This window comes from Shewanella waksmanii ATCC BAA-643, assembly GCF_000518805.1.
Classification (GTDB): domain Bacteria; phylum Pseudomonadota; class Gammaproteobacteria; order Enterobacterales; family Shewanellaceae; genus Shewanella; species Shewanella waksmanii.
In genome coordinates, this window is sequence record NZ_JAEH01000009.1 from 39,332 (window position 1) to 61,563 (window position 22,232).

The following is a 22,232-nucleotide window of genomic DNA, read 5'->3' on the forward strand; positions in this document are numbered from 1 at the left end:
GCGCAGCCATGAACAAGTTATTATCCGTCATCGCGCTTAGCTTAAGTGCAGTCGTATCGGCTCAAGCAGCCGTTGTCGTTATTGGTGCGCCAGGTGCAGCAGACATTTCGGCATCAGATGCCAAAAAGATGTTTCTCGGTAAAGGTTCATCGTCAGCTGTGGTATACGAGCTTGATGAAGGCAATGCCACCCGCAGCGAGTTCCACAGCAAAGTCACTAAAAAATCAGATGCGCAGCTTAAAGCGTTCTGGTCTAAACAGGTATTTACCGGTAAAGGTAACCCACCTGCAACGGTCAATAGCGCCTCTGCGATGAAATCGACCATTGCCAGTAATCCCAACGCAATCGGTTATATTGACGAAGCCGATCTTGATGACAGCGTTAAAGTTATTTTAAAGCCGTAATCGTTATCATGCCGTAGAAACATCAAAGCCACTTGTTATTAGCAAGTGGCTTTTTTCGTGTCATCAGTCAGTTAAAGCACGATAAGTCTCGATACCCATAAGGCACTATTGTGGATCTAGCTGAGTCTGATATAGCAACATCTGTTGTTGCCATTGTGGCGATTGCAATAGCTGCAAAATTAAGGGTTCTACCACTTGCAGCACATCCTTCATCTGTTTAGGCATGAGCAGGTGCCTTGTGTATCTATCATGGGGTTTTGACGAAAAGTGCAACTCTTGATTGGTGTTCAATAACGTCTGGTAATAGATGGTCGTTGCACGCGACACAATGGCGCAGTCAAAGCGCCGTTTAAGTAGCATTTTTAGCAGCCGTGATTCATTAGAGGTATCGATGCGATTTACTAGCCCCTCGGCCACCAGCTTATCGACGGTATGATAACGAAAACCACTAATGCCGCCGACTTGCTTATCATAAAGGGACGCTTTATCGACATATTCGAACGGCTGACTTCGATGCGATAGAAATTCATCTTGGTCTTGCATTAACGCGCCAGTCCACAAATATTTTTGTTTTTCACGATCTTGAAACCACACAGGATTAACACCAATCACCACCCCATCAAATTCATGCTGAGCTAATTGATAATTTAACCGTTTACGTGGAATATAAGAGACTTGGAAATTATATTGTTGCTGATGTTGATTAAAAAAACGCGCCACATCATAAAACAAACCAATTTGTTTTTGCGAGTCGACTACATATGGCGGCATATAGTGATAGGTATACAGTGACACAGGTTGGCGCTGGGTATTGGATGAATACCCATACTCGCTGTAGCATAGCAATACTAACCACACCCCCAACCACTTCAAATGCCACTCTCCTTATTGCCCTCTATTAAAGTTAATTGGGATTAGCTAAGAAGCAAGTTTTAGCCGTATTATTAATATAATACCAATCAGTATAAGTCATCACTAATTTACATTAATTAACGTCAACTTCAAATTAAAGGTTTCCGCACAAAAAAACGCCAGTCATGCGTTCAGCACAACTGGCGTTTTTAACAGTAAACAACATCTGCTAATGACTAAAAGGCACTCTCACCCAACCTTCCATCAATATACGTGCACTGCGACTCATAGAGGCTTGTGTCACTACCCATCCTCTTTCGCTCAAGCTCGTTTTAGCTCCTACTTTTAAGCTACCTGAAGGGTGGCCAAAGTTAATGCTATCTATTGCTACAGGCGATTGCTGCTGCTCAGCATTAGCACTTGCAGCTAGGTTAACTAAGGTACCTGGTACGGCCGCTGCCGTGCCAATGGCTACCGCAGCAGTGCCCATCATGGCATGATGAAGCTTACCCATAGATAGCGCTCGCACATTAAAATCAATCGTGTCCGCCTTTACCGTCTTACCGCTAGACGCTTGATAAGTTGATGCTGGAGCCACAAATGCAATTTTGGGTGTATGCTGGCGACCCGCTGCCTCACTGATATCTTTAATCAATCCCATTTTTACCGCACCAATAGCCCGCAATGTTTCAAACATTGCCAACGCTTGGGAGTCATTATTAATATCATCTTGCAGCTCATCACCGCGATAGCCGATATCCTCAGCATTGACAAAAATAGTCGGGATGCCAGCATCAATCATAGTCGCCTTAAGTAACCCGCCCTTAAACACCGCCTCTGGTAACTCAAGGGTGTCGACCACTTGTCCGGTTGGAAACAGTTTACTCATCTCACCTGCTGCAGGCATTGCAGCGGGGTTATTGAAGTCAACGCCGATTTCTGCAGCTGCAAAGGTAACACCATCAAGCTCAAAATCTCCGGTTTCCTGTACTTGTCCATCGGTAATGGGTACATGAGCTATAATGGTTTTATTGATGTTAGCTTGCCAAATCCGTACCGATAAAATGCCGTTATCAATCATTTTGTCGGCATCAATTAAGCCAGCGTGGACCGCAAACGCGCCTACGGCTGCGGATAGATTGCCGCAATTACCACTCCAATCAACAAACGCTTTGTCTATGGCAACCTGACCAAATAGATAATCAACATCATGATCGGCACGGTTGCTTGCGGCTACAATCACTATTTTACTGGTACTTGATGTGGCGCCCCCCATCCCATCGGTCTGCTTACCGTATGGGTCTGGACTGCCAATCACACGTAACAACAACTCATCACGCGCGGCACCAGCAACTTGTGCGGCGCTGGGCAGATCCGTTAAAGAGAAAAACACCCCTTTACTGGTTCCGCCTCGCATATAAGTCGCGGGGACGCGAATTTGCCCTGCAAACTTTGCCTTTTGAGTCATTAGCAATCTCCTTGCTCAAGGAAATCTTGGGCAAAACGTTGCAGTACACCACCAGCTTCATATATCGACAGCTCCTCTTCAGTATCTAATCGACATTTCACTGCGAAGCTGAGCTGTTCACCACTGCGCCTGGTCATCACCACGGTTAATTGTGCCCCTGGTGTGCGTTCGCCAACAACATCATAGGTTTCACTACCATCAATTTGGAACGTATGGCGATTTTGGCCATTAATGAACTCAAGTGGTAGCACTCCCATGCCCACTAAGTTAGTGCGGTGAATACGCTCGAAACCCTCTGCGACAATCACTTCTACACCGGCGAGGCGTACACCTTTGGCAGCCCAATCACGACTCGAACCTTGACCGTAATCAGCACCGGCGATAATGATCAACGGTTGTTTACGTTCCATGTAAGTTTCAATCGCTTCCCACATACGTGAAACCTGACCTTCTGGCTCAATACGGGCGAGTGAACCTTGTTTCACTTGGCCATTTTCCTGCACCATTTCATTAAACAGTTTAGGGTTAGCAAACGTGGCACGTTGCGCAGTTAAATGGTCACCTCGATGGGTGGCGTAAGAGTTAAAATCTGCCTCAGGTAAACCCATTTTGTCTAAGTAGGCTCCTGCAGCACTGTCGAGCATAATGGCATTTGATGGCGACAAGTGATCGGTCGTAATATTATCCCCAAGTACCGCAAGCGGACGCATGCCCTTCATTGTACGCTCGCCAGCTAAGGCGCCTTCCCAATAAGGAGGACGACGAATGTAAGTACTTTGGGGACGCCAGTCATACAAAGGCTCAGTACGGTTTTCTGCTTCACCGTAGTCGACTTTAAGATCAAACATGGGTTCATATACTTGGCGGAAATGATCCGGCTTAACGCTGGACTCGATCACCGCATCAATTTCTGCATCTGACGGCCAAATATCTTTTAGTGTTACGGGGTCACCCTGACTGTCATGGCCCAACACATCTTGCTCAATATCAAAACGCACGGTACCGGCAATCGCATACGCAACCACCAAAGGCGGCGAAGCTAAAAAGGCTTGCTTAGCATACGGATGAATACGGCCATCAAAATTACGGTTGCCCGACAACACCGCAGTGGCGTAGAGATCGCGATCGATCACTTCTTGCTGAATCACCGGGTCGAGTGCACCGCTCATGCCGTTACACGTGGTACAAGCAAAAGCGACAATGCCAAAGCCTAGCTGTTCCAGTTCGGGCAATAAGTTGGCTTCTTCTAGGTACAATTGCACCGCTTTAGAGCCAGGTGCTAAGGATGTTTTCACCCATGGCTTTCGCGTTAACCCTTTCGCATTGGCATTGCGGGCTAATAGGCCGGCGGCAATCACATTGCGCGGGTTACTGGTGTTAGTACAACTAGTGATAGCAGCAATGATACACGCACCATCTGGCATCAACCCTGGCTCATTTTCAACTTCACCACTAATGCCCGCTTTCGCTAAGTCTTGAGTCGACACCCGTTTGTGCGGATTTGATGGCCCAGCAATATTGCGACCCACAGCCGATAAATCAAACTGCAACACCCGCTCATACTGCGCACTATCTAGCGCATCAGCCCACAAGCAAGCTTGTTTAGCATAGGTTTCTACTAGCGCGACTTGTTTGTCATCACGGCCTGTGAGTTTCAAATAGTCGATGGTTTTTTCATCGATATAGAACATGGCCGCAGTAGCACCAAATTCTGGGGTCATATTTGAAATTGTGGCGCGGTCGCCCAAAGTTAATGCTCGTGCACCTTCACCAAAGAATTCTAGATAGGAAGAGACAACTCGTTGTTCGCGTAAAAACTCAGTAATCGCCAATACGATATCTGTAGCGGTAATGCCTTCTTGACGCTGCCCCACCAGCTCAACACCTATGATATCCGGCAAGCGCATATAGGAAGCGCGGCCTAACATAACGCTTTCTGCTTCCAACCCACCTACCCCGATAGCAATCACACCGAGTGCATCCACATGTGGCGTATGGCTGTCGGTTCCCACTAAGGTATCAGGAAAAGCCACGCCGTCGCGGTCGTGCACCACAGGGGACATTTTCTCAAGGTTAATCTGATGCATGATACCGTTGCCTGGGGGGATCACATCGATGTTTTCAAAGGCCGTTTTGGTCCAATTAATAAAGTGAAAGCGATCTTCATTACGGCGGTCTTCAATAGCGCGGTTTTTCTCAAACGCATCAGGCTCAAAGCCAGCATGCTCAACGGCCAGTGAGTGATCGACAATCAGCTGAGTAGGTACTACAGGATTCACTTTAGATGGATCGCCACCTTTAGCGGCAATAGCGTCCCGTAAGCCGGCTAAATCAACCAGCGCGGTTTGTCCCAAAATGTCATGGCAAACGACTCGAGCGGGAAACCACGGGAAATCGAGCTCACGTTTACGCTCAATAATCTGGCTTAAAGATGCACTCAGTTTATCAGGGTCACAGCGACGCACTAAATTTTCAGCAAGGACTCGGGAGGTATAAGGTAAACCGGCGTAAGCACCCGGTTTAATGGCATCTACAGCAGCTTGGGTATCAAAATAATCCAACGCTGTACCGGCCAAGGGCTTTCTATATTGACTGTTCATATGCAGTTCCACTGGTAAGGCTATTTTTGATGCCATAGCAAGCGCGGCTATGGCATCGAAAAGCAGGGTTAGCGTGTAGCAATCGGCGTGACTTTACGCGGCTCGCTCCCCGTGTAATCAGCACTTGGGCGGATAATACGGTTATTGCTACGCTGCTCCATGACGTGCGCAGCCCAACCCGTCAAACGTGAACAGACGAAAATTGGCGTAAATAATTTGGTTGGAATACCCATGAAATGGTAAGCCGAGGCATGGAAAAAGTCGGCATTACAAAATAGCTTTTTGGTATCCCACATAAACTCTTCACAAGCCACAGAAATATCGTACAGACTGGTATCACCATGCTCCTGCGCCAACTTCTCAGACCAGGCTTTGATGATCACATTACGGGGATCTGAGGTACGGTAAATCGCATGACCAAAGCCCATGATTTTTTCTTTACGGGCTAACATTCCCGCCATTTGCTCTTTGGCATCGGCCGGTGAAGTGAATTTTTGAATCATATCCATAGCCGCTTCGTTGGCGCCGCCATGTAATGGTCCACGCAACGTACCAATAGCACCGGTAATACATGAGAACATGTCAGATAACGTTGAGGCACACACACGGGCGGTGAACGTCGAGGCATTAAACTCATGCTCAGCATAGAGGATCAATGACACGTCCATCACGCGGCGATGCTGCTCTGAAGGAGTCGTACCATTTAGCAAACGTAAGAAATGCCCACCTATTGAGTCTTCATCGCTCACACAGTCAATTTCAATCCCTTCGTGTGAGTACTTATACCAGTAGCACATGATGGCGGGAAATGCCGCGAGCAAGCGGTTGGCAGCTTGATTTTGCTCTGAAAAATCGTTTTCAGGCTCTAGGTTGCCTAAGAAAGAACAACCAGTACGCATCACATCCATAGGGTGTGCATCTTGAGGAATGCGCTGTAACACTTCTTTCAGTGCTTGTGGTAAATCTCGCATATCCTTTAACTGCGCTTTATACGTGGCGAGTTGGTCTTCAGTTGGCAGTTCCCCATTGAACAGCAAGTAGGCCACCTCTTCAAAAGTAGCATTATCTGCCAAATCAGACACATCGTAACCACAATAAGTTAATCCGCTGCCTGATTTTCCAACCGTACACAAGGCTGTTTCACCAGCACTTTGACCACGTAGACCTGCTCCACCTAATTTTTTATCAACCATGACGCTCTCCTCAATCTATTTGTAACCACTAAACTGCGGTGCTATCCATCACATCCGCCTGCTTGGGTCATCTTATTTTGTTGCTGTGTTGCATTTATTTACGCGGCATAGGAGTTAACTACACCGCAGTAGGGCTTGTTCGTTTCGCTAATGATTTATTTATTCTTACCTTCGCTGAACAAAGCATCGAGCTTCTGCTCATAGTCGTGGTAACCCAGGTAATCGTATAGCTCCATACGAGTTTGCATTTTATCAGTGACCGCTTTTTGGTCTCCATCGGCCAAAATAGTGCTATAGACTAGCTCCGCAGCTTTATTCATGGCTCTAAAGGCACTTAATGGATACAACACCATCGCGCATCCCCACTCACCCAGTTGCTGCTTGTTCCACAGTTCGGTTTGACCAAACTCGGTAATATTGGCCAAAATCGGTACATCTAAGGCTTCGCTAAAGGCGCGGTAATGGGCTTCAGTTTTCACTGCTTCAGCAAAAATGCCATCAGCACCCGCTGCAACATACGCTTTAGCACGTTCAATTGCCGCCTCTAAACCTTCCTGTGCAAAGGAGTCGGTGCGCGCCATTATGAAAAAGTCTGGATCAGTACGGGCATCAACCGCTGCTTTAATGCGATCAACCATCTCTTCGCAAGAAACAATCTCTTTGTTGGGACGATGACCACAACGTTTTTGCGCTACCTGATCTTCCATATGTACCGCTGCTGCGCCGGCCTTTTCCATATCACGAATGGTTTTAGCAATGTTAAATGCCCCGCCCCAACCTGTGTCGATATCAACCATTAATGGCAAATCACAAGCCGCGGTGATCCGCTGCACATCCACAATCACATCATTGAGCGAAGTCATACCTAAGTCGGGCAATCCATAAGAGGCATTTGCAACACCACCACCTGATAGGTAAATGGCTTGATGACCTATCTGCTTGGCCATCATGGCCGAATAGGCATTAATCGTACCGACGATTTGTAAAGGTTGGTTATCAGCTAGTGCTTGGCGAAACTTCTTTCCTGCGCTCATAGTGTTGCTCTCTTATGATTTGGTAAGGATTTAGGCTAATTTTTTTTCGATATTATTTTTTGAATAAAGAATATGGCGACGCATTAGCATCTCGGCTAATTCTTCATCGCGATTACTGATGGCTTGCACAATGTGTCGATGCTCATCAAAGGCGGTGGTGACACGTGGCCCCGCCATCCCCAATTGCACTCGGTACATACGTACAAGATGATAAATGCCATTAGTTAACATATTGATAAGATGTTTGTTTTTACTTCCGATAATGATGCGATAGTGAAAATCTACATCACCCGCTTCTTGATAATAAGACTCACCGCTTCTGACTTTGTCAAAATGGTGGTTGAGCAGTGCATTAAGATCGGCGATTTCGGAATCTGACATGTTTTTTGCCGCCAAGCGCGCCGCCATGCCTTCTAAGGCTTCTCTGACTTGGTATAGCTCTATCAGTCCTTCAGTGGTTAACGATGCCACCCGTGCACCCACATTGGCTTTGCGCTCAACGATACGGCAAGACTCTAATCGATTAATCGCTTCGCGGATAACGGCACGGCTAACTTGATACTTTGTCGACAATTCAGCTTCACTGAGTTTAGTGCCTGCAGCAATCTCTCCTTCAACGATATCTTGTCTAAGTTGAATGAAGGTTTTATCGGCCGCTGTAACCGGCTGCTCAGAAAAGAAGCTCATTTGATCTGGCTCACAAAATTAACTAATTGTCGACAATGTAGGTAAATATGACGTTAACGTCAAGCCAAAAACCCGCATATTGTCGACAAAGTTAGTCTTTTACTGTTTTAGTCGCTGCTTAAGTGCTTGCTAACGCCCGTACAATGCACACTTGCATAAAAATTGTACACAACTTAACCAATCATAGACATTAGTCGCATAAGACGCGCCATGGGGGGATCAAAAGATAGGTGTTCGTGCCAAGCTATGGCACAATCCGCGCAATGAAAATCTACCGTCACCTTCATAAAGCCCCTGTGCGCGTGCTTCGTATTAGCCAGCGTCGTTTTTGGCTACGCCTAAAACGAGACATGTTAGTGCTTAAAGATGCGTTATCGCAGGAGAAACAAGAAACCAAAGATATGTTGGTGACTTATAAGCGCTATACCCGCAATCAAGCCAGTAAAGAAGAACTGTCTTTGGCCAATAAGCAGTTAGCAGACTTAGTGAAAGGGCTTGGTTTAGGTGTGTTTGCGGTACTGCCTTTCGCGCCCATTACCATTCCTGTGGTCGTCAAACTCGGCAAACTCGTCAAAGTCGATATTTTGCCCAGTTCATTTAATAATTTGGCGCAACGAAAAGCACAACTCAATCGTCACAAGCAAAAAATTAAGCGTGCTGGACTGTCCAGTGGTGAAAAAGACATCACTAAATAGTCACTGGCTTTACCCTCTACCAATTCCCCTGCTAATCTAGCCGTTAACTTTTGTATGACCTATAAGTGAAGCGCGCAATGACCAGCTCTAAAATAACCAATCTGATTATGCAAGGCAGCGAAGGGATCCCGTTGCTAATAATGGCAAGTGATCAATATGACTCTTGGCTTACCGAGCAGCCTGAGCAAGTAAAAAATTGGCTAACGAACACTCGATTTAGCGGCCAGGGCCACAGCGTTATCCCTAGCGCAGACGGTACAATCAGCCAAGTGATTTTAGTAAACAACGACACTCAGTCCTATTGGTTATGCGGTGAGCTAGTCAACCAATTGCCAGCCGGTGAGTACCTTCTGCACGGCGATAAAGAACAGTTAAAAATGGCGGCGTTTAGCTGGGGGCTAGGTGCATATCAGTTTGACCGTTACAAGCCAAACAACAAAACCTACCCGAGCCTGATTATTAATGATTCAGCATTGGTCAGCGAATGTCACAAGCTGGTGCGGTCTGTCACTATAGTGCGCGACTTAGTTAACACCCCTGCCGCCGATATGATGCCGCAACATTTAGGCGACACCATGACTGCACTCGCTGCAGAATTTGGCGCACAAATCAGTCAAATCATCGGCGATGAACTGCTAGAGCAAAACTACCCAACCATTCATATGGTGGGCCGAGCCAGCGCTAACCAGCCACGACTGATTGATCTGACTTGGGGTGATGAAAATGCGCCTAAAGTCACCTTGGTGGGTAAAGGGGTGTGTTTCGATTCTGGTGGACTGGATCTCAAACCGGGTGCAGGCATGCGTTTAATGAAAAAGGACATGGGCGGCGCGGCCCATGTGATTGGCCTAGCCCATCAAATTATGGCATCAAACTTACCTATCCGTTTACGCGTACTGGTACCTGCGGTTGAAAACGCTGTATCCGCTAACGCGTTCCGCCCAGGCGATGTGATTAAGACCCGTAAAGGACTCACCGTTGAAATTGACAACACTGACGCTGAAGGCCGTTTAGTATTATGTGATGCCCTAGCGGAAGCCAACAATGATAAGCCTGAGCTGATGATTGACTTCGCTACATTAACCGGTGCAATGCGTATCGCGTTAGGCACCGAGTTACCGGGCTTTTTCAGCAACGATGATGAGGTCGCTGCTGGCATCACAGCATCAGGCCTGAATGTACAAGATCCTGTGTGGCGTATGCCTTTACATAAGCCGTACCTTGAACTCACTGGCAGTGACATAGCCGATATTGCCAACTGTGGTAAAACCCCCTTTGGCGGCGCAATCACTGCTGCATTGTATTTAGAAGCCTTTGTCGATAGCGATATTAGCTGGAGCCACTTTGATGTGATGGCGTGGAATAATCGCAAATTACCAGGGCGTCCAGTTGGCGGCGAAGCTTTCGGCATTCGAGCGGTATTTGACTACTTGCAAAACCGCTATGCCAACTAATATCTAACAAGCACAGAAGCACAACAATAGACGCACAACAAAAAACGCAGGCCATGGCCTGCGTTTTTTATCACCACAAATTGCTTTTTAGCGATTTCAGCGCAAACACCCGCCTATTAAAGACCCATGTTTAACGAACAGATGCCATATCTGGCACTATGGTGACGGGATCAAGTCGCATCTGATACCAGTTAATGCGCCAATCGAGGTGCGGCCCGGTCGCGCGGCCAGTAGCGCCCACTTCTGCAATTGGCTCGCCTTGTTTAATCTGCTGACCTGGCTCAACGTATAGCTTACTCAAATGCAAAAAGCTTGAACTGACGCCATAGCCGTGGTCGAGAATAATAGTCCCACCAGAGTAAAACATATCTGCTACCGCTAAGGTAATCACCCCATCTTGCGGCGCAACCACGACGGTCCCCGTTTTTGCGGCTACATCAACGCCATAGTGCGGGTTACCCGGATTGCCATTGTAAACGCGTTGGCTGCCATACACGCCAGATATTCGCCCAGTTAAAGGCCAAATAAAGTCCTGACTAAATGCGTTTTGATCTGAAAAGGTATTGCGTGCGGCTTTAACTTGTTTGCTGTCTTTCGCTGAGCGAGCTTGGGCTTTAGGATCAGGCTTCATGATTTTTTTAGCAATGCCATTAACCCGATCAATTTTATACTCTTTCTCAGTGAGCGTTAGCGGCTTAATCTGAGTAAGCCCATCGGGATACACTAAGGTCAGTTGTTGTGACAAAGGCGCTTGACGTTCGAAACCAAATACAAATTTACCTTCTGGGCTCACATCAATATCGGTATCGTTTAAACGGATTTGAGTGCCAGGCAGAGTTTCCCCGCGAATTAACGCACCCTGCTCCATTTTGCCATGCAGTTGCACTTGGGCAACACTGGCTGTACTGACTACCCCCAATAGGCCTGCAAACAGTGCCTGACCCATTCGCTGAGTCATTTTTTGTGACGAAATTGATAAGCGCAAAGCGGTGTCCTTCTTTTTAGCGACTATAAATAACAGGTTACAAAACAAGAGAAATTAAACGGCTAACACATCATCACTTACATCATCATTTGGCGAAGCTAACGATGGGCACTTAGCCCATCGTAAGCGGCTAACCGCAGTTATGCTTGCGCCCCTTTAACCGCAATCGCACCTTTGCCAATACCCTCATAGGCAATCACTTTATATTCATGCTCTGGGGCCATTTCAACCAAGCTAGTGGCAATAAAATCGGCCAGTAGTTCTACTGTGGTGTCATGGGGAATGATTTCACAGCGCTTCTTAGGCATTGCCAGCTGAAAGTCACCTTGAGGCGCGCTATAGCGGAAACCATAGTGGCTATCGTCAGTGGCTGTGCTTTGTGGTGACAAAGTAAGCTCATCAACCGCGACCACATCCTCTGCAGTACCTAAGTAAATGTCTTGCCAACGTTTAGCCCAGTATTCATCTAACTTGGGCGCCGAAATACCGTTTTCAAAAATGTTAATCGGACTACGGTGGCCGTGGGCTATGCGTTGACAATTGCCGTTGTGCTTTTTCAGGCCATGGGAGTAATGATAAAACGGCGCATCGTGGATTTCGTTGCGTAAGGTCAACGCGATACCTTCTACATTATCGGGTAACACTTCCTTTAACGCCTTTTGTAGAAAGGCATTCACACTATCGAAATCGATAATTTCAGTTGGGATTAACGCAAATGCTTGTGACGGACAAGCTAAGTGCATGCTGCCTTTAAGGCTATTAAAATCCATCCATACACGATCGCCCTGTTGCTGCCAGCGCACTTCAGCGCAAGCAGTCGGAATGAGCAGACGATGATCGGCAACATCATCAATCGTGTCTTTAATGGTGCGCTTAACTTTAGAAAAGTCCAACACCATATTTTGATCGTCTAGGCCACCATCAAGCAGCACATCCACAATCCAGCTTTCGCCTACCATGCCACGAATGGGACAAAGGTAAGAAAAATCTATTACCGTTAAATCTCTAACAAACAGTTGCATCTTTTCTCCTAGGCAGAAAAACAGTCCACCTTAAATACCGCCCACAAGCAACATGCCAAGGGCTTTATGTCGATACTTCGCGAGCCTTCATGCTGTGATGCTGACATGATGAACGCCCTGTGCCGAAGTAGGGTCAAAATAACAGCCAAAGTATACCTATGAAAATGCCAAAGATTAACTGCTGAGGCAAGATAATCACAATCATGCTGTTAATCCCACCAAGTTACCGCTTATCAAACTGCTACTGGCTGAATACTTGTTAAGCAATACCAGTTAAAAAAGGCGCTCTTTTGAGCGCCTTTAATCATCGATGCCGCTGTTACGCTACAACATCTGCACCGCTTATTGGCCGCCCTTTAAGCGACGGTCTAACTGATCTTTTAAATTGGCGGGTACGCCCTTAATCAAAATCGAATCTGAAATAGGGTCATAAATGACCCGCTCACCTAAATGGGCACCGTCAAAACTCAGGGTTACGCCACCGCCAGTGCCAGAGAACTTTTTCAGCTGACGTAATGTGGGCTTATCGCCAGGAAACTCATCTTCTAATTCATAATCGCCGCCTTGGGCAAAATCATAGAAAGAGTCCATGCCAGAATCAGCTAGCTCATCTGCGAGATCTTTTAGCTCAATATCAGCACCGACTTCACAGCGCTCGGTACAATAGTCGAACACTTTTTCCCGCGCTTGCTGACGCTCGTCTTTAGTCAGTTCACTACTGGCAACAAAGTCTTCTACTGCGTTCATCAACTGCTTGTTTTGAACTTTAGTGTTAACGCCTTCAACGCAGCCCATAAAATCTAAGAAGAAGTCGGCAACTTTACGGCCCGCACGACCCCGTACAAAAGAGATATACTTTTTCGACTCTTCATCGGCTTGCCACTCAGTTAAATCGATACGTGCGGCCAGTTGCACGTTATTCAAATCTAAGTGGGTGTTTTGTGACAGCTCCATATCATCCAATACGGTCATGGACGATTTCGCGTTAAGTAGCGACACAAACAGATAGTCACTGGTCATATAGGTGTAGCAAGACAGCAGCAGGAACCCGCCTTGGCTGAAATCATATTTTGCCAGCTCTTCTTGCAGTAATTTACCAGCAATACTGGAAAACTCGACAAAACCGAGTTCACCAGCGCGGTACTCAGTCAGTGCTTCCTTAAATTTAGGGTTAGCTTCACCGTCTTCGCCATGGGTACCAAAGTGGCCAAAGCCTTTACCTGCTTTAGTGGTATAGGTTTGGTGCAACTCATCGAGCATGGCCTCAACCGCTTGACTGTTTAACAGCGGTTGTGGACGCAATCGGCAACTTAGTTGTCCTTCACCATCTTGAGAGATAGCATGAATAATTGCTTGTTCAACGTTGATACTCATAAGCCTCGACTACGATAACTGTGGCTATTATATAGCCAGTAAAAAATAACAAATGCGGGTGATATCCATCGACAAGCGTAAGTCATCGATGATTCAATCTTTGGCCGATATCATACCAGAGATAAGTGATAAATCTATCTTAGGTTATTCGCTAATAATGCAAGCCATATCTGATAAAAACATACGGCATAGCCCCCTAAAATACGCTATCATAGCCAGTTATTTCGTATTACCAGTGAACACTGTTTAAAATTATGGCTATTCAATCAAAATATTCTAACACTCAAGTCGAAACCATCATTGCTGAACTGCTAGCCGTTTTAGCAAAACATGATGCACCAACAGATTTAAGCTTGATGGTATTAGGTAACTGCGTCACCGACCTACTAGAACGTAAAGTCCCTGCTGAAGCGCGCCAAGCGGTAGCCGAGCAATTTGCCAAAGCACTGGCGCAGTCGGTAAAAAGTTAATCGGTTGGCAAAGTAAACCCTAGGTGATTACTTTGCCAGCTATGCATTACTCGCGTACAGTAGACATTAATACGCATAAAAACATCAAGATTAGCGGAACCCTATGATTGAGCGGAAAAAAGAGTTAGGACGTGATCGAGTATCACGCTTAGTGAGTTGGGGGCACTGGTTCGCCCTTTTCAATGGTTTTTTGGCAATGATTGTCGGGGTGCGATTTCTTGATAGCGTAGGCACACCAGATACATGGATAGGCTGGGGTTATTTAACCCTCAGCACCATAGGTCACTTTAGCTTTCTGGCCTTTATCGTTTACTTGGTGATGATATTTCCAGTCACCTTGTTACTGCCTTATTCTAAAATCCTACGCGGGTACGCGGCCGTCGTCGCCACCTTAAGTTTGTGTATCTTACTGTACGATACCGTCATTTATGACGACTACGGACTGCATTTAAGTCCGTTTGTATTTGATATTGCTTGGGAAGATCTTAATGCCTTATTACAAGGCACGTCTTATATCGTCACCCCGATTGGTATTTTAATTCTTGAACTCACTGCGGCTAATTTTCTTTGGAAACGCATAGACAAAATACAGAAGGTCAACTGCGGCAATAAAGTCGTCGCGTTTATCGGGATCTGTTTTGTTAGTAGCCATTTAATTCACATTTGGGCTGATGCTGCAGAAGTCCATGAAATCACCCGCTTTGACGACACCTATCCGTTATCTTATCCAGCAACGGCTAAGACCTTTATGGAAAGCCAAGGCGTTGAGCGCATTGCCAGTAACAACTCTGTGCTGCCGCAACCGACTTTGAGCTACCCTAAAGCCGTACTTCAATGCAGCGTGACAGAGCAGCCGAACATGCTGTTTATCACGGTAGAGAGTTTTAGAGCCGATATGCTCGATGCGCAAACCATGCCGTTTTTGTATCAGTATGGGCAACAAAACCAACGTTTTAATGAGCATTTAAGTGGCGGCAATACCTTCGACAGTGGCATGTTTTCCTTGCTATATGCCATGCAAGGCAGTTACATCAATGCCGAAGATTTAAATTATACCTCGCCCATTTTTACCCAAAAGCTCAAGCAGCAAGGATACCAGTTAGCGCTATTTGGCCCACAAACTGAACCGCGCCCTGCAGCCATATTTAACGACTTCAGCGCCCAAATTAGCCCAGATAACGAAAGCATGGCAGAGACAGACATTATCTCTGTGCAACATTTCAACCAGTGGCAACATCAACAAACGGCACCTTGGTTTGCAATGGTGAACTTAAAATCACCAGAAAACTTTGACACGCCAGTGGGCTTTTTAGGCATTGAAACTGTGCGTCCAAACAGCCCATTACGTCCGGCTCAAAAAGTCTTGTTTAATCAATATCGTCAGTCACTCAACTTTATTGACGGCCAAATTGAAGCCATGCTTGCGGATGTGCCCGCGAATACGCTAGTGATCATCACCGGAGTCAACGGCAAGCTATTTAGTAGTAATCATGCCGAATCACGCTCAAACTATTCACCGGCAAACGTACAAGTGCCGCTAATCGTTAACTGGCCTGGTTATGACAAAGCAAAAGATGTGAACTACCGCACCAGCCACTATGGCATCGTGCCCGCTATCATGACTCAGTTGATGAACTGCACCAATCCTGCAAGGGAGTACAGTGCCGGACGTAGCATCTTAAGCCCAAATAGTGAGACTTGGACTTATGTCGGTAACAACCGCCAGTTTGCCATCTACCAACAAAATGAAATTACGGTGATCGACCGTCATGGTAAGTATCGTATTTATAACCGTGATTACGATAAACGTCTGAAAAAGAAAATTGGCGCGCCAGAGTTAATTCAGGTGATGCGTGAAGGACGACGGTTATACAATAACTAGCCAGGCAGCTTTGGTCATATCGTTAACGCTTTGCTGAATCACACATTTGCTTCAGCAAAGTGCTTTTAACCAGTGACGATTACAAACTAGCCAGTCAGTTAACTGTCAAGCCACAAGCACTTGCGCAACGGTAAATGACTTGCTAAAGTGCTGCCTCATCTGTTTGGACCCCAATGTAAAACCAAATGGATGCGATAAAAATTCGGTATGTAGCGCAGCCCGGTAGCGCACTGTCATGGGGTGTCAGGGGTCGGAGGTTCGAATCCTCTCATACCGACCACATTCTTCAAAAAAGCCAGCTTATTGCTGGCTTTTTTGTGTCAGTTATTTAACAACTTATCAGATACATAGCCTAATATGGGAGAGGTTTTGGTGTTAACACAACGATTGCGTGTAAACGCCAGCGGCTAAAACGCAGCTGGCAAAACTCAGTACTTTAAAGTTCAAACTCAGCACTAGCCTATATGATAAAACGCGGCTTTGGTTTGATACTCGTCGGTAATACATTGCATCTGGTTCACGCCTTGGGCTAATTTTTGTATTTGCTCAGACAGCAAGGTGGCAGTTTCCGCATTACTAACAATTTCATTGCCGATATTAGAGAGTTGTTCGCCCTGTTGCAGGGTTTCATCGGCGACATCGCGACTTAAATTCGCTACTTGTGTGATTTGCTCAGCACGCTCGCCCAGTCCAGATGCGATGCTGTTAGTATGCTCTACATTGTCGCTCGTTCTTTGTTTACCTTCATCCATCGATTCCACGGTTTTTATCATACTTTGATTAAGCCGCGATAATACCGTTTCTATCTCATCAGTAGATTGACTCGTACGCTGCGCCAGCGTACGTACTTCATCCGCCACAACCGCAAACCCACGGCCACTTTCGCCCGCCCTTGCAGCTTCTATCGCAGCATTGAGTGCTAACAGGTTGGTTTGCTCTGAAATACTGCGTATGGCCTGCAATAAGGTCGTAATGGCAGAGACATCATGGGTCAACTCTGTGAGTGACTCTGTCACTTGACTGGTGTTGGTTTCCAGCAATTGCATGTCTTGCATAATGGTCAAAGCTCGCTGCCGATCTTGAGTGCTCGCATCAGCGGCACTTTTGGCCTGCTCTGCCGATTGTTTACTGTTGTCTGTCACTTGATGAAAATTGTTGATCACTTGCTGAGTTGTGTCTGAAATGGCATGGGCTTGATTATGCTGACTGTGAACGGCTTCTTGGGTTAATTCGCTAAGTGATATTAGCTCATTGGCCGTTGTAGACATATTTTTAGCAATCTCACTGTAATCGGTAAACAGTTGATTAAGCTCTTCCAGCATTAAGTTAAATGCTTGTTCGGCCTCTGTGTCTGCGGGGGCTAAGCGCACAGTTAAGTCCCGATTAGCAGATATCGATTCAATGGCATTGGCAATACGCAAGTTCGCCGATGAGTTTTTACGCATAAAGTGGGCAATTCGTACTAAAATAGCCGTTTCTGCAGCAGCAAAAACCGCGTGGATCAGCATAATGCTCCAAGAACATTCCCCCGCAAAAATCATGATGGCCGTACCAAACATACTGCCAGATGATAACTGAATATAAGTAAACAGCACATGATGAATAGCAACAGTTAACAGAGCTGCAACCAGTGGCTGCCAACGCTGATAAATGAGAAACAAAGCCATGGAGGCAAATATATGAAAATGCATCTCAATCATGCCCATTTGCGATTGCACTAACAGGGCTGATACCGTCATCATTAGCACCGCGGCCACAATACCAAAAAGCGATGTCCCTTTAAGCACACTGTAGGCAACTTGTACCAGTACCACTAACGCAATGGCGGCAATAACAGTGAAGGTCAACATCCCTGCACCTAGCAAGCCACTGATGATCAAAATCGGCGCTTGAGCGAGTAAAATTTTGTAAATATAGGCGTCATTTTGCAGTTGAATCTTGTCCGATGCATTTTGGCTCATTACAGCTCCTTAATTGGAGATAATTAAGTGCTTCAATTCGGCTAACATCTTGTCGGTCGATAATTTTTCAGCGGAGTAAATACGGCCAATGGTTCCATTTGGCTTAATTAAAAATAGCTTACCAATGTGATTGCGGGTAGTGCTGAACGATGAAAAGTTTTCGGTAAGGTGTGATGACAAGCGATAAAGTGTTGTTTCATCCAGCTCAGCACTAATGAAACGGGGAGACTGCGCATCAATGACCTGCTGGCGAATTTCTGGCGTGTCATTGTTAGGATCAATAGTGATAAATAAGAATGTCACCGCCAGTGTTTTTAGAACATCATCTTCAGCTATTACAGACTCAAGCTGATGCAACTGTTTAATACGAATAGGACAAATTTCAGAGCAGCTTAAGAATCCGGCGAACAGATAAGTATAAGTGGGTTGAGTAAAGGGAAACGAGCGATGATTCAACTGGCTGTCTTGCCATTCAAACGCCAGCGGCGCTAAAAACTCACCATTGATACCATATTGTGCAGTGGACTTGTCAGAAACGAGCCATTGGCTAGCCCACATAAGTACGGGGGCCAAAATAACAGCCGTAAAAATTATCACTGAAGCTGCAATAAATTGCATTTTTGACTTAAACAACCGCGTCTTACTCTACATATTACCCTGATTAAAACCAGTATAGACAATTGGCAGCAATCCACAGCCTAAAACAGTACGCAGTCAAGTTCACCCAGTAGCAACTTAAGAGTAAGAAAAAGGGGCGAAATGATATTCGCCCCTTTTTATCAATAAATGCCTATTACCGATAAATTATAGCTAGTTGCTAAATGTATTACTCAGCAATCGTTAGCGTTACAGCTGCTATAGCTACGCGCCATAGTGCCAGCGACAAATGCCCGGGTAGTAACAACAGCGTCATCTCCAAGAGCTAATGTTAAGAGCTAATGTTAAGAGCTCCTGCCAAGTGCTATAAGTACTTTATCCAGGCTTGTTTACTTTGGTGCTTGTACTGACTAAAGCGCTTTGTAGGAAAATACAGCAACACCGCCAACACTATGGTCATCAGCCAAACATAGCTCATACTACTGAAGGCATAGAGCTCTCCATAGTTAGGGCCGCATAAATTTAGCGCTAGTTGATACAAGACGAGTAGCAGATAAAGGTGGACAATATAAAAGAACATCGGCGCTGAGCCGAAAGTCGACAATACTTTTCCAGTTTGCAGTTTAACCGACTCTAACGCTCTTAAGCACAGTAGCATTCCGCCAAGAGTAAACAGTAAAAAGGCTAATGATGGCGGGTATTTAGTTAAGTTGAATATCGATTTAATAGTCATCGACAAACTTTCGCCCTGTTGCCAATCTAAGGTTTCACCATAGATATTCAGCCCGCGTAATATGGCAAACAACACAAAACACAATAACCCTAAGCCGATTAACCATCGGTGGCGCTGTTTATCATCAAAACTGGCGCTGTAAATGGGCCCCAACACATAACCCAATAAAATCACACCTATCCAAGGTAAAACCGGATAACTGGCGCGAATGCCGATAAGATCATTGGGCAGAATATTGCCACGTTCATGCAGTATCGCCCATAGGGTGTAGCCCCATTCATCAGGTGCCAAAGTAATGGGAGTCAGCAGATTATGGCCAAACACAATAGCAATGCCGATTGCCGCCAACCAAGTTCTTGGCAACGAAATGAGTGCAGCTAACGCCAACATGCTGACACCGATCGCCCAAATAACTTGCAACCAAATCATCTGATAATTCCCCATCCACTGGAATGTAATCACAGTGCATTCTAAGGCAATTAAAAACAGGCCACGTTTAATTAAGAAACTTCGCGCCGAACGCGGTGCGCCATGCTGAGGGTGACTATATAACCAAGCTGATACCCCGGTTAAAAACACAAACACCGGCGCGCAAAAATGCGCAGCAAGCCGACTGACAAACAGCTCGGTACTGGTTGTATCGAGCGCCATAGGATCGCTCACTTGCTGATGATAGAAAAATCGCTCTCTCACGTGATCTAATAACATGATCAACATGACGATTCCGCGCATGATATCGATACTATCAATACGCTTTTTAAGCACCGAAGGGCTCATAGCATTCATTAATTATAATCTCTTGGTCAATATACTACTGAAAGCTATGCCAGCGCACCCGTCTTATGGTTGCAAAATGCAGCTGGCAAGCCTATGCCTACTCCCCAATGTCATTGACTTGATAGCCGAACAACATGCGGTGATAAATAGGCTCAAATTGGAAAGGTAACGTTAAATATAAACGTTTCAGCAGCTAACCGGCGGTGCCCGACTAAGGTAAAAGGCCGTGTAAACATCATTAAATAAATGATGACTTGGGCTGAGATAAACCGTAAAAGAGTTTACGCTAATCAACTGCAGTGGCTGATAGGGTAAGCCTAACTGCTGTTGATATTTGTGAACACATAACGCGCAGGTGACTAATGAATCACTACTATGCTGCGCAACATGAGTAATGCTATGGGCAGCAGACACAACTGAAACAAACACCATTATGGCCAACAGCCACAATGATATGCTCCGTCGATATCGCGCTAACCTCGTCACCACTGCTCACCTATTTTGCTCACCTATTGTGAGCCCGCTTAAACAAAGGCCACGAGTATAGGTTAATCAAACTAAAAATGTAATTGTGCTGCTAGCAAAAACCGCAGTTAAATGGAGTTAAAGAACATGCCAGCCCCTTGGCAAGCGCCTGATAATGAACTCAATCCCTCAGCCATGTTCTGCAACGTTTAATGGCGCCAAAATGGGGCGCTGCCAACATGAAGTTAGCTCATTGGCTCTAGTAATAAAATCTAATCTGTAATACCTTGATAGCGTTAATAAATTGAATTTTCAGAACCTTTGTTATGGACAACGAATGACCAACGCCACAGGATTAACCAAGCCACCCCAAGCACCTTTACCAACCACTCGCCCAACGACAAGCTTAGCGACCGAACCTCACGCACAGGATCATACGCAGCGCTCAGCCAATCTAGATGCAATTCGTGGTTTTGCCTTGTTAGGCATCTTTTTCATGAATATCTATTTCATGGGCAATAATTTCTATGGCTACGCGCCGCATCAGCCACAAATTGCAAGCGATGTGATTGTCGAAGTACTAAGTAACTTTTTGGTTGAAGGACGGTTTATCAGTTTATTTAGCCTGCTTTTTGGAGTCGGCCTTTATATCCAATGCCAACGAATTGAACTGGATGAGCGACGCTCCATAGCACAAGTAAAGAGCAGACTGCGCTGGTTAATCGTGTTTGGCTTGGCGCATGGCCTACTGATTTTTTCTGGTGATATTTTGTTAACTTACGGCCTTTGCGGACTGCTGGCGCTTTGTTATATCGATTATCAACCTGAGCAATTGTTCCGCAAAGCCACTCAGTTTATTGTGATTGCTTTTGCCGTCATCGCCCTAGTCTCCATTACGATAGAATCTGATGGCTATTACCGCGGCTCTGAACTATTTTTAGAGCAGCTAACCATTTGGACGGGCTCATATAGCGATCAACTGCAAGCCCAAGCAATCATGATGGCTTACATGGCATTAGTCATTCCACTTACCCTGCTGTGGTACAACGGCGCACTGATGCTGATCGGCATTGCCTTGTATAAACGTGGCCACTTCGTCAACGGATTTTCCACCAGCCAGTTGCTTTTGATATTGATACTATCTTGCCTGTTAGCGCTGATAGATACCCTACTTGGTTTTAGCTCATCTGCCGTATTACAAGAATTAGCTAACCTATTTATGATGTTAGGGGCGATTCCTATGGCACTGATTTATATACATGTGCTCATAAAACTATGCCAAAACCGGCACCATTACCTAACATGGCTGCAGCAAGTCGGTAAGTTATCGCTAAGCTTATATATTCTTCAATCAATAGTAGGCATTATGCTATTTCGTCATTGGATGCCTGACTGGCAGCTTAGCTTTGATCGTTGGCATTACATGCTAGTCGCTGTGATATATACCTTGGTACAAATTGGCTTCGCCTGCGTGTATTTTAACTACTTCAAACAAGGACCTTTAGAGTACTTGTTACGTAGGCTCAGCCAGAAAACCAAGCTGCAAGGCAAAAGCACCACATGAGGCTAGCATCGCGGG

Annotated in this window: 18 protein-coding genes and 1 tRNA gene; 7 read left to right on the forward strand and 12 right to left on the reverse strand. The window is 45.8% G+C overall.

What is annotated here, in order from left to right; all coding sequences use genetic code 11:
* Window positions 1–8: 8 nt before the first annotated feature.
* Window positions 9–404 carry a type 2 periplasmic-binding domain-containing protein gene (locus L865_RS0105945; RefSeq protein WP_028772392.1) on the forward strand — a complete coding sequence of 132 codons (396 nt, stop codon included), beginning with the start codon at window positions 9–11 and terminating at the stop codon, window positions 402–404.
* Between the two features lie 105 nt (window positions 405–509).
* On the opposite strand, the gene L865_RS23215 is transcribed toward L865_RS0105945, so the two are convergent.
* The 6 genes from L865_RS23215 to L865_RS0105975 form a co-directional block, all read right to left on the reverse strand.
* Window positions 510–1,277, reverse strand: a complete 768-nt coding sequence (locus L865_RS23215; RefSeq protein WP_051484468.1) for a hypothetical protein — start codon at window positions 1,275–1,277, stop codon at window positions 510–512.
* Between the two features lie 208 nt (window positions 1,278–1,485).
* Window positions 1,486–2,724, reverse strand: coding sequence for a 2-methylaconitate cis-trans isomerase PrpF (gene prpF, locus L865_RS0105955; RefSeq protein ID WP_028772393.1), 1,239 nt, complete (start codon window positions 2,722–2,724; stop codon window positions 1,486–1,488).
* Window positions 2,724–5,324 (reverse strand): Fe/S-dependent 2-methylisocitrate dehydratase AcnD, encoded by a 2,601-nt coding sequence (gene acnD / locus L865_RS0105960; protein WP_425423611.1) that lies wholly within the window; start codon window positions 5,322–5,324, stop codon window positions 2,724–2,726. The genes prpF and acnD overlap by 1 nt, the downstream gene beginning before the upstream one ends.
* Before the next feature lie 68 nt (window positions 5,325–5,392).
* Window positions 5,393–6,517, reverse strand: a complete 1,125-nt coding sequence (prpC, locus tag L865_RS0105965) for a bifunctional 2-methylcitrate synthase/citrate synthase (RefSeq protein WP_028772395.1) — start codon at window positions 6,515–6,517, stop codon at window positions 5,393–5,395.
* Between the two features lie 155 nt (window positions 6,518–6,672).
* Window positions 6,673–7,551 (reverse strand): methylisocitrate lyase, encoded by an 879-nt coding sequence (gene prpB / locus L865_RS0105970; RefSeq protein ID WP_028772396.1) that lies wholly within the window; start codon window positions 7,549–7,551, stop codon window positions 6,673–6,675.
* 30 nt (window positions 7,552–7,581) lie between these two features.
* The gene (locus L865_RS0105975) at window positions 7,582–8,238 is read right to left on the reverse strand and encodes a GntR family transcriptional regulator (protein WP_028772397.1); all 657 of its coding nucleotides are present in this window, start codon (window positions 8,236–8,238) and stop codon (window positions 7,582–7,584) included.
* A 263-nt stretch (window positions 8,239–8,501) separates the two neighbouring features.
* Here L865_RS0105975 and L865_RS0105980 point away from each other — a divergent pair, with 263 nt between their 5' ends.
* Both L865_RS0105980 and L865_RS0105985 read left to right on the forward strand, forming a co-directional pair.
* Entirely contained in the window at window positions 8,502–8,933 is a 432-nt protein-coding gene (locus L865_RS0105980) for a hypothetical protein (RefSeq protein WP_028772398.1), read from the forward strand.
* 77 nt (window positions 8,934–9,010) lie between these two features.
* Window positions 9,011–10,387: a leucyl aminopeptidase family protein gene (locus tag L865_RS0105985; protein ID WP_425423612.1), complete on the forward strand. Its 1,377-nt coding sequence runs from the start codon at window positions 9,011–9,013 to the stop codon at window positions 10,385–10,387.
* A 130-nt stretch (window positions 10,388–10,517) separates the two neighbouring features.
* Here L865_RS0105985 and L865_RS0105990 read toward each other — a convergent pair whose 3' ends face one another.
* The 3 genes from L865_RS0105990 to yejK form a co-directional block, all read right to left on the reverse strand.
* On the reverse strand, window positions 10,518–11,333 hold the full coding sequence (locus L865_RS0105990; RefSeq protein ID WP_028772400.1) for a M23 family metallopeptidase: 816 nt from the start codon (window positions 11,331–11,333) through the stop codon (window positions 10,518–10,520).
* A 179-nt stretch (window positions 11,334–11,512) separates the two neighbouring features.
* A complete protein-coding gene (locus L865_RS0105995; RefSeq protein WP_028772401.1) occupies window positions 11,513–12,394 on the reverse strand; it encodes a 6-carboxytetrahydropterin synthase in 882 nt (293 codons plus the stop codon).
* Window positions 12,395–12,736: 342 nt separating this feature from the next.
* Window positions 12,737–13,768 carry a nucleoid-associated protein YejK gene (gene yejK, locus L865_RS0106000; protein WP_028772402.1) on the reverse strand — a complete coding sequence of 344 codons (1,032 nt, stop codon included), beginning with the start codon at window positions 13,766–13,768 and terminating at the stop codon, window positions 12,737–12,739.
* A gap of 254 nt (window positions 13,769–14,022) precedes the next feature.
* On the opposite strand from yejK, the gene L865_RS0106005 reads away from it, so the two are divergent.
* From L865_RS0106005 to L865_RS0106015, 3 genes are all read left to right on the forward strand, one after another.
* Entirely contained in the window at window positions 14,023–14,238 is a 216-nt protein-coding gene (locus L865_RS0106005; protein ID WP_028772403.1) for a YejL family protein, read from the forward strand.
* 103 nt (window positions 14,239–14,341) lie between these two features.
* Window positions 14,342–16,120: a DUF3413 domain-containing protein gene (locus L865_RS0106010; RefSeq protein WP_028772404.1), complete on the forward strand. Its 1,779-nt coding sequence runs from the start codon at window positions 14,342–14,344 to the stop codon at window positions 16,118–16,120.
* Between the two features lie 203 nt (window positions 16,121–16,323).
* Window positions 16,324–16,400 (forward strand) — tRNA-Pro (locus L865_RS0106015).
* A gap of 175 nt (window positions 16,401–16,575) precedes the next feature.
* Here L865_RS0106015 and L865_RS0106020 read toward each other — a convergent pair.
* From L865_RS0106020 to L865_RS0106030, 3 genes are all read right to left on the reverse strand, one after another.
* Window positions 16,576–18,081 (reverse strand): methyl-accepting chemotaxis protein, encoded by a 1,506-nt coding sequence (locus L865_RS0106020; protein ID WP_028772405.1) that lies wholly within the window; start codon window positions 18,079–18,081, stop codon window positions 16,576–16,578.
* Between the two features lie 9 nt (window positions 18,082–18,090).
* On the reverse strand, window positions 18,091–18,654 hold the full coding sequence (locus L865_RS23220) for an SCO family protein (RefSeq protein WP_169732694.1): 564 nt from the start codon (window positions 18,652–18,654) through the stop codon (window positions 18,091–18,093).
* Between the two features lie 388 nt (window positions 18,655–19,042).
* A complete protein-coding gene (locus L865_RS0106030; protein WP_028772406.1) occupies window positions 19,043–20,197 on the reverse strand; it encodes an acetyltransferase domain-containing protein in 1,155 nt (384 codons plus the stop codon).
* Window positions 20,198–20,990: 793 nt separating this feature from the next.
* Between L865_RS0106030 and L865_RS0106040 the strand changes: the two genes are divergently transcribed.
* Window positions 20,991–22,217, forward strand: coding sequence for a DUF418 domain-containing protein (locus L865_RS0106040; RefSeq protein WP_028772407.1), 1,227 nt, complete (start codon window positions 20,991–20,993; stop codon window positions 22,215–22,217).
* Window positions 22,218–22,232: the final 15 nt, after the last annotated feature.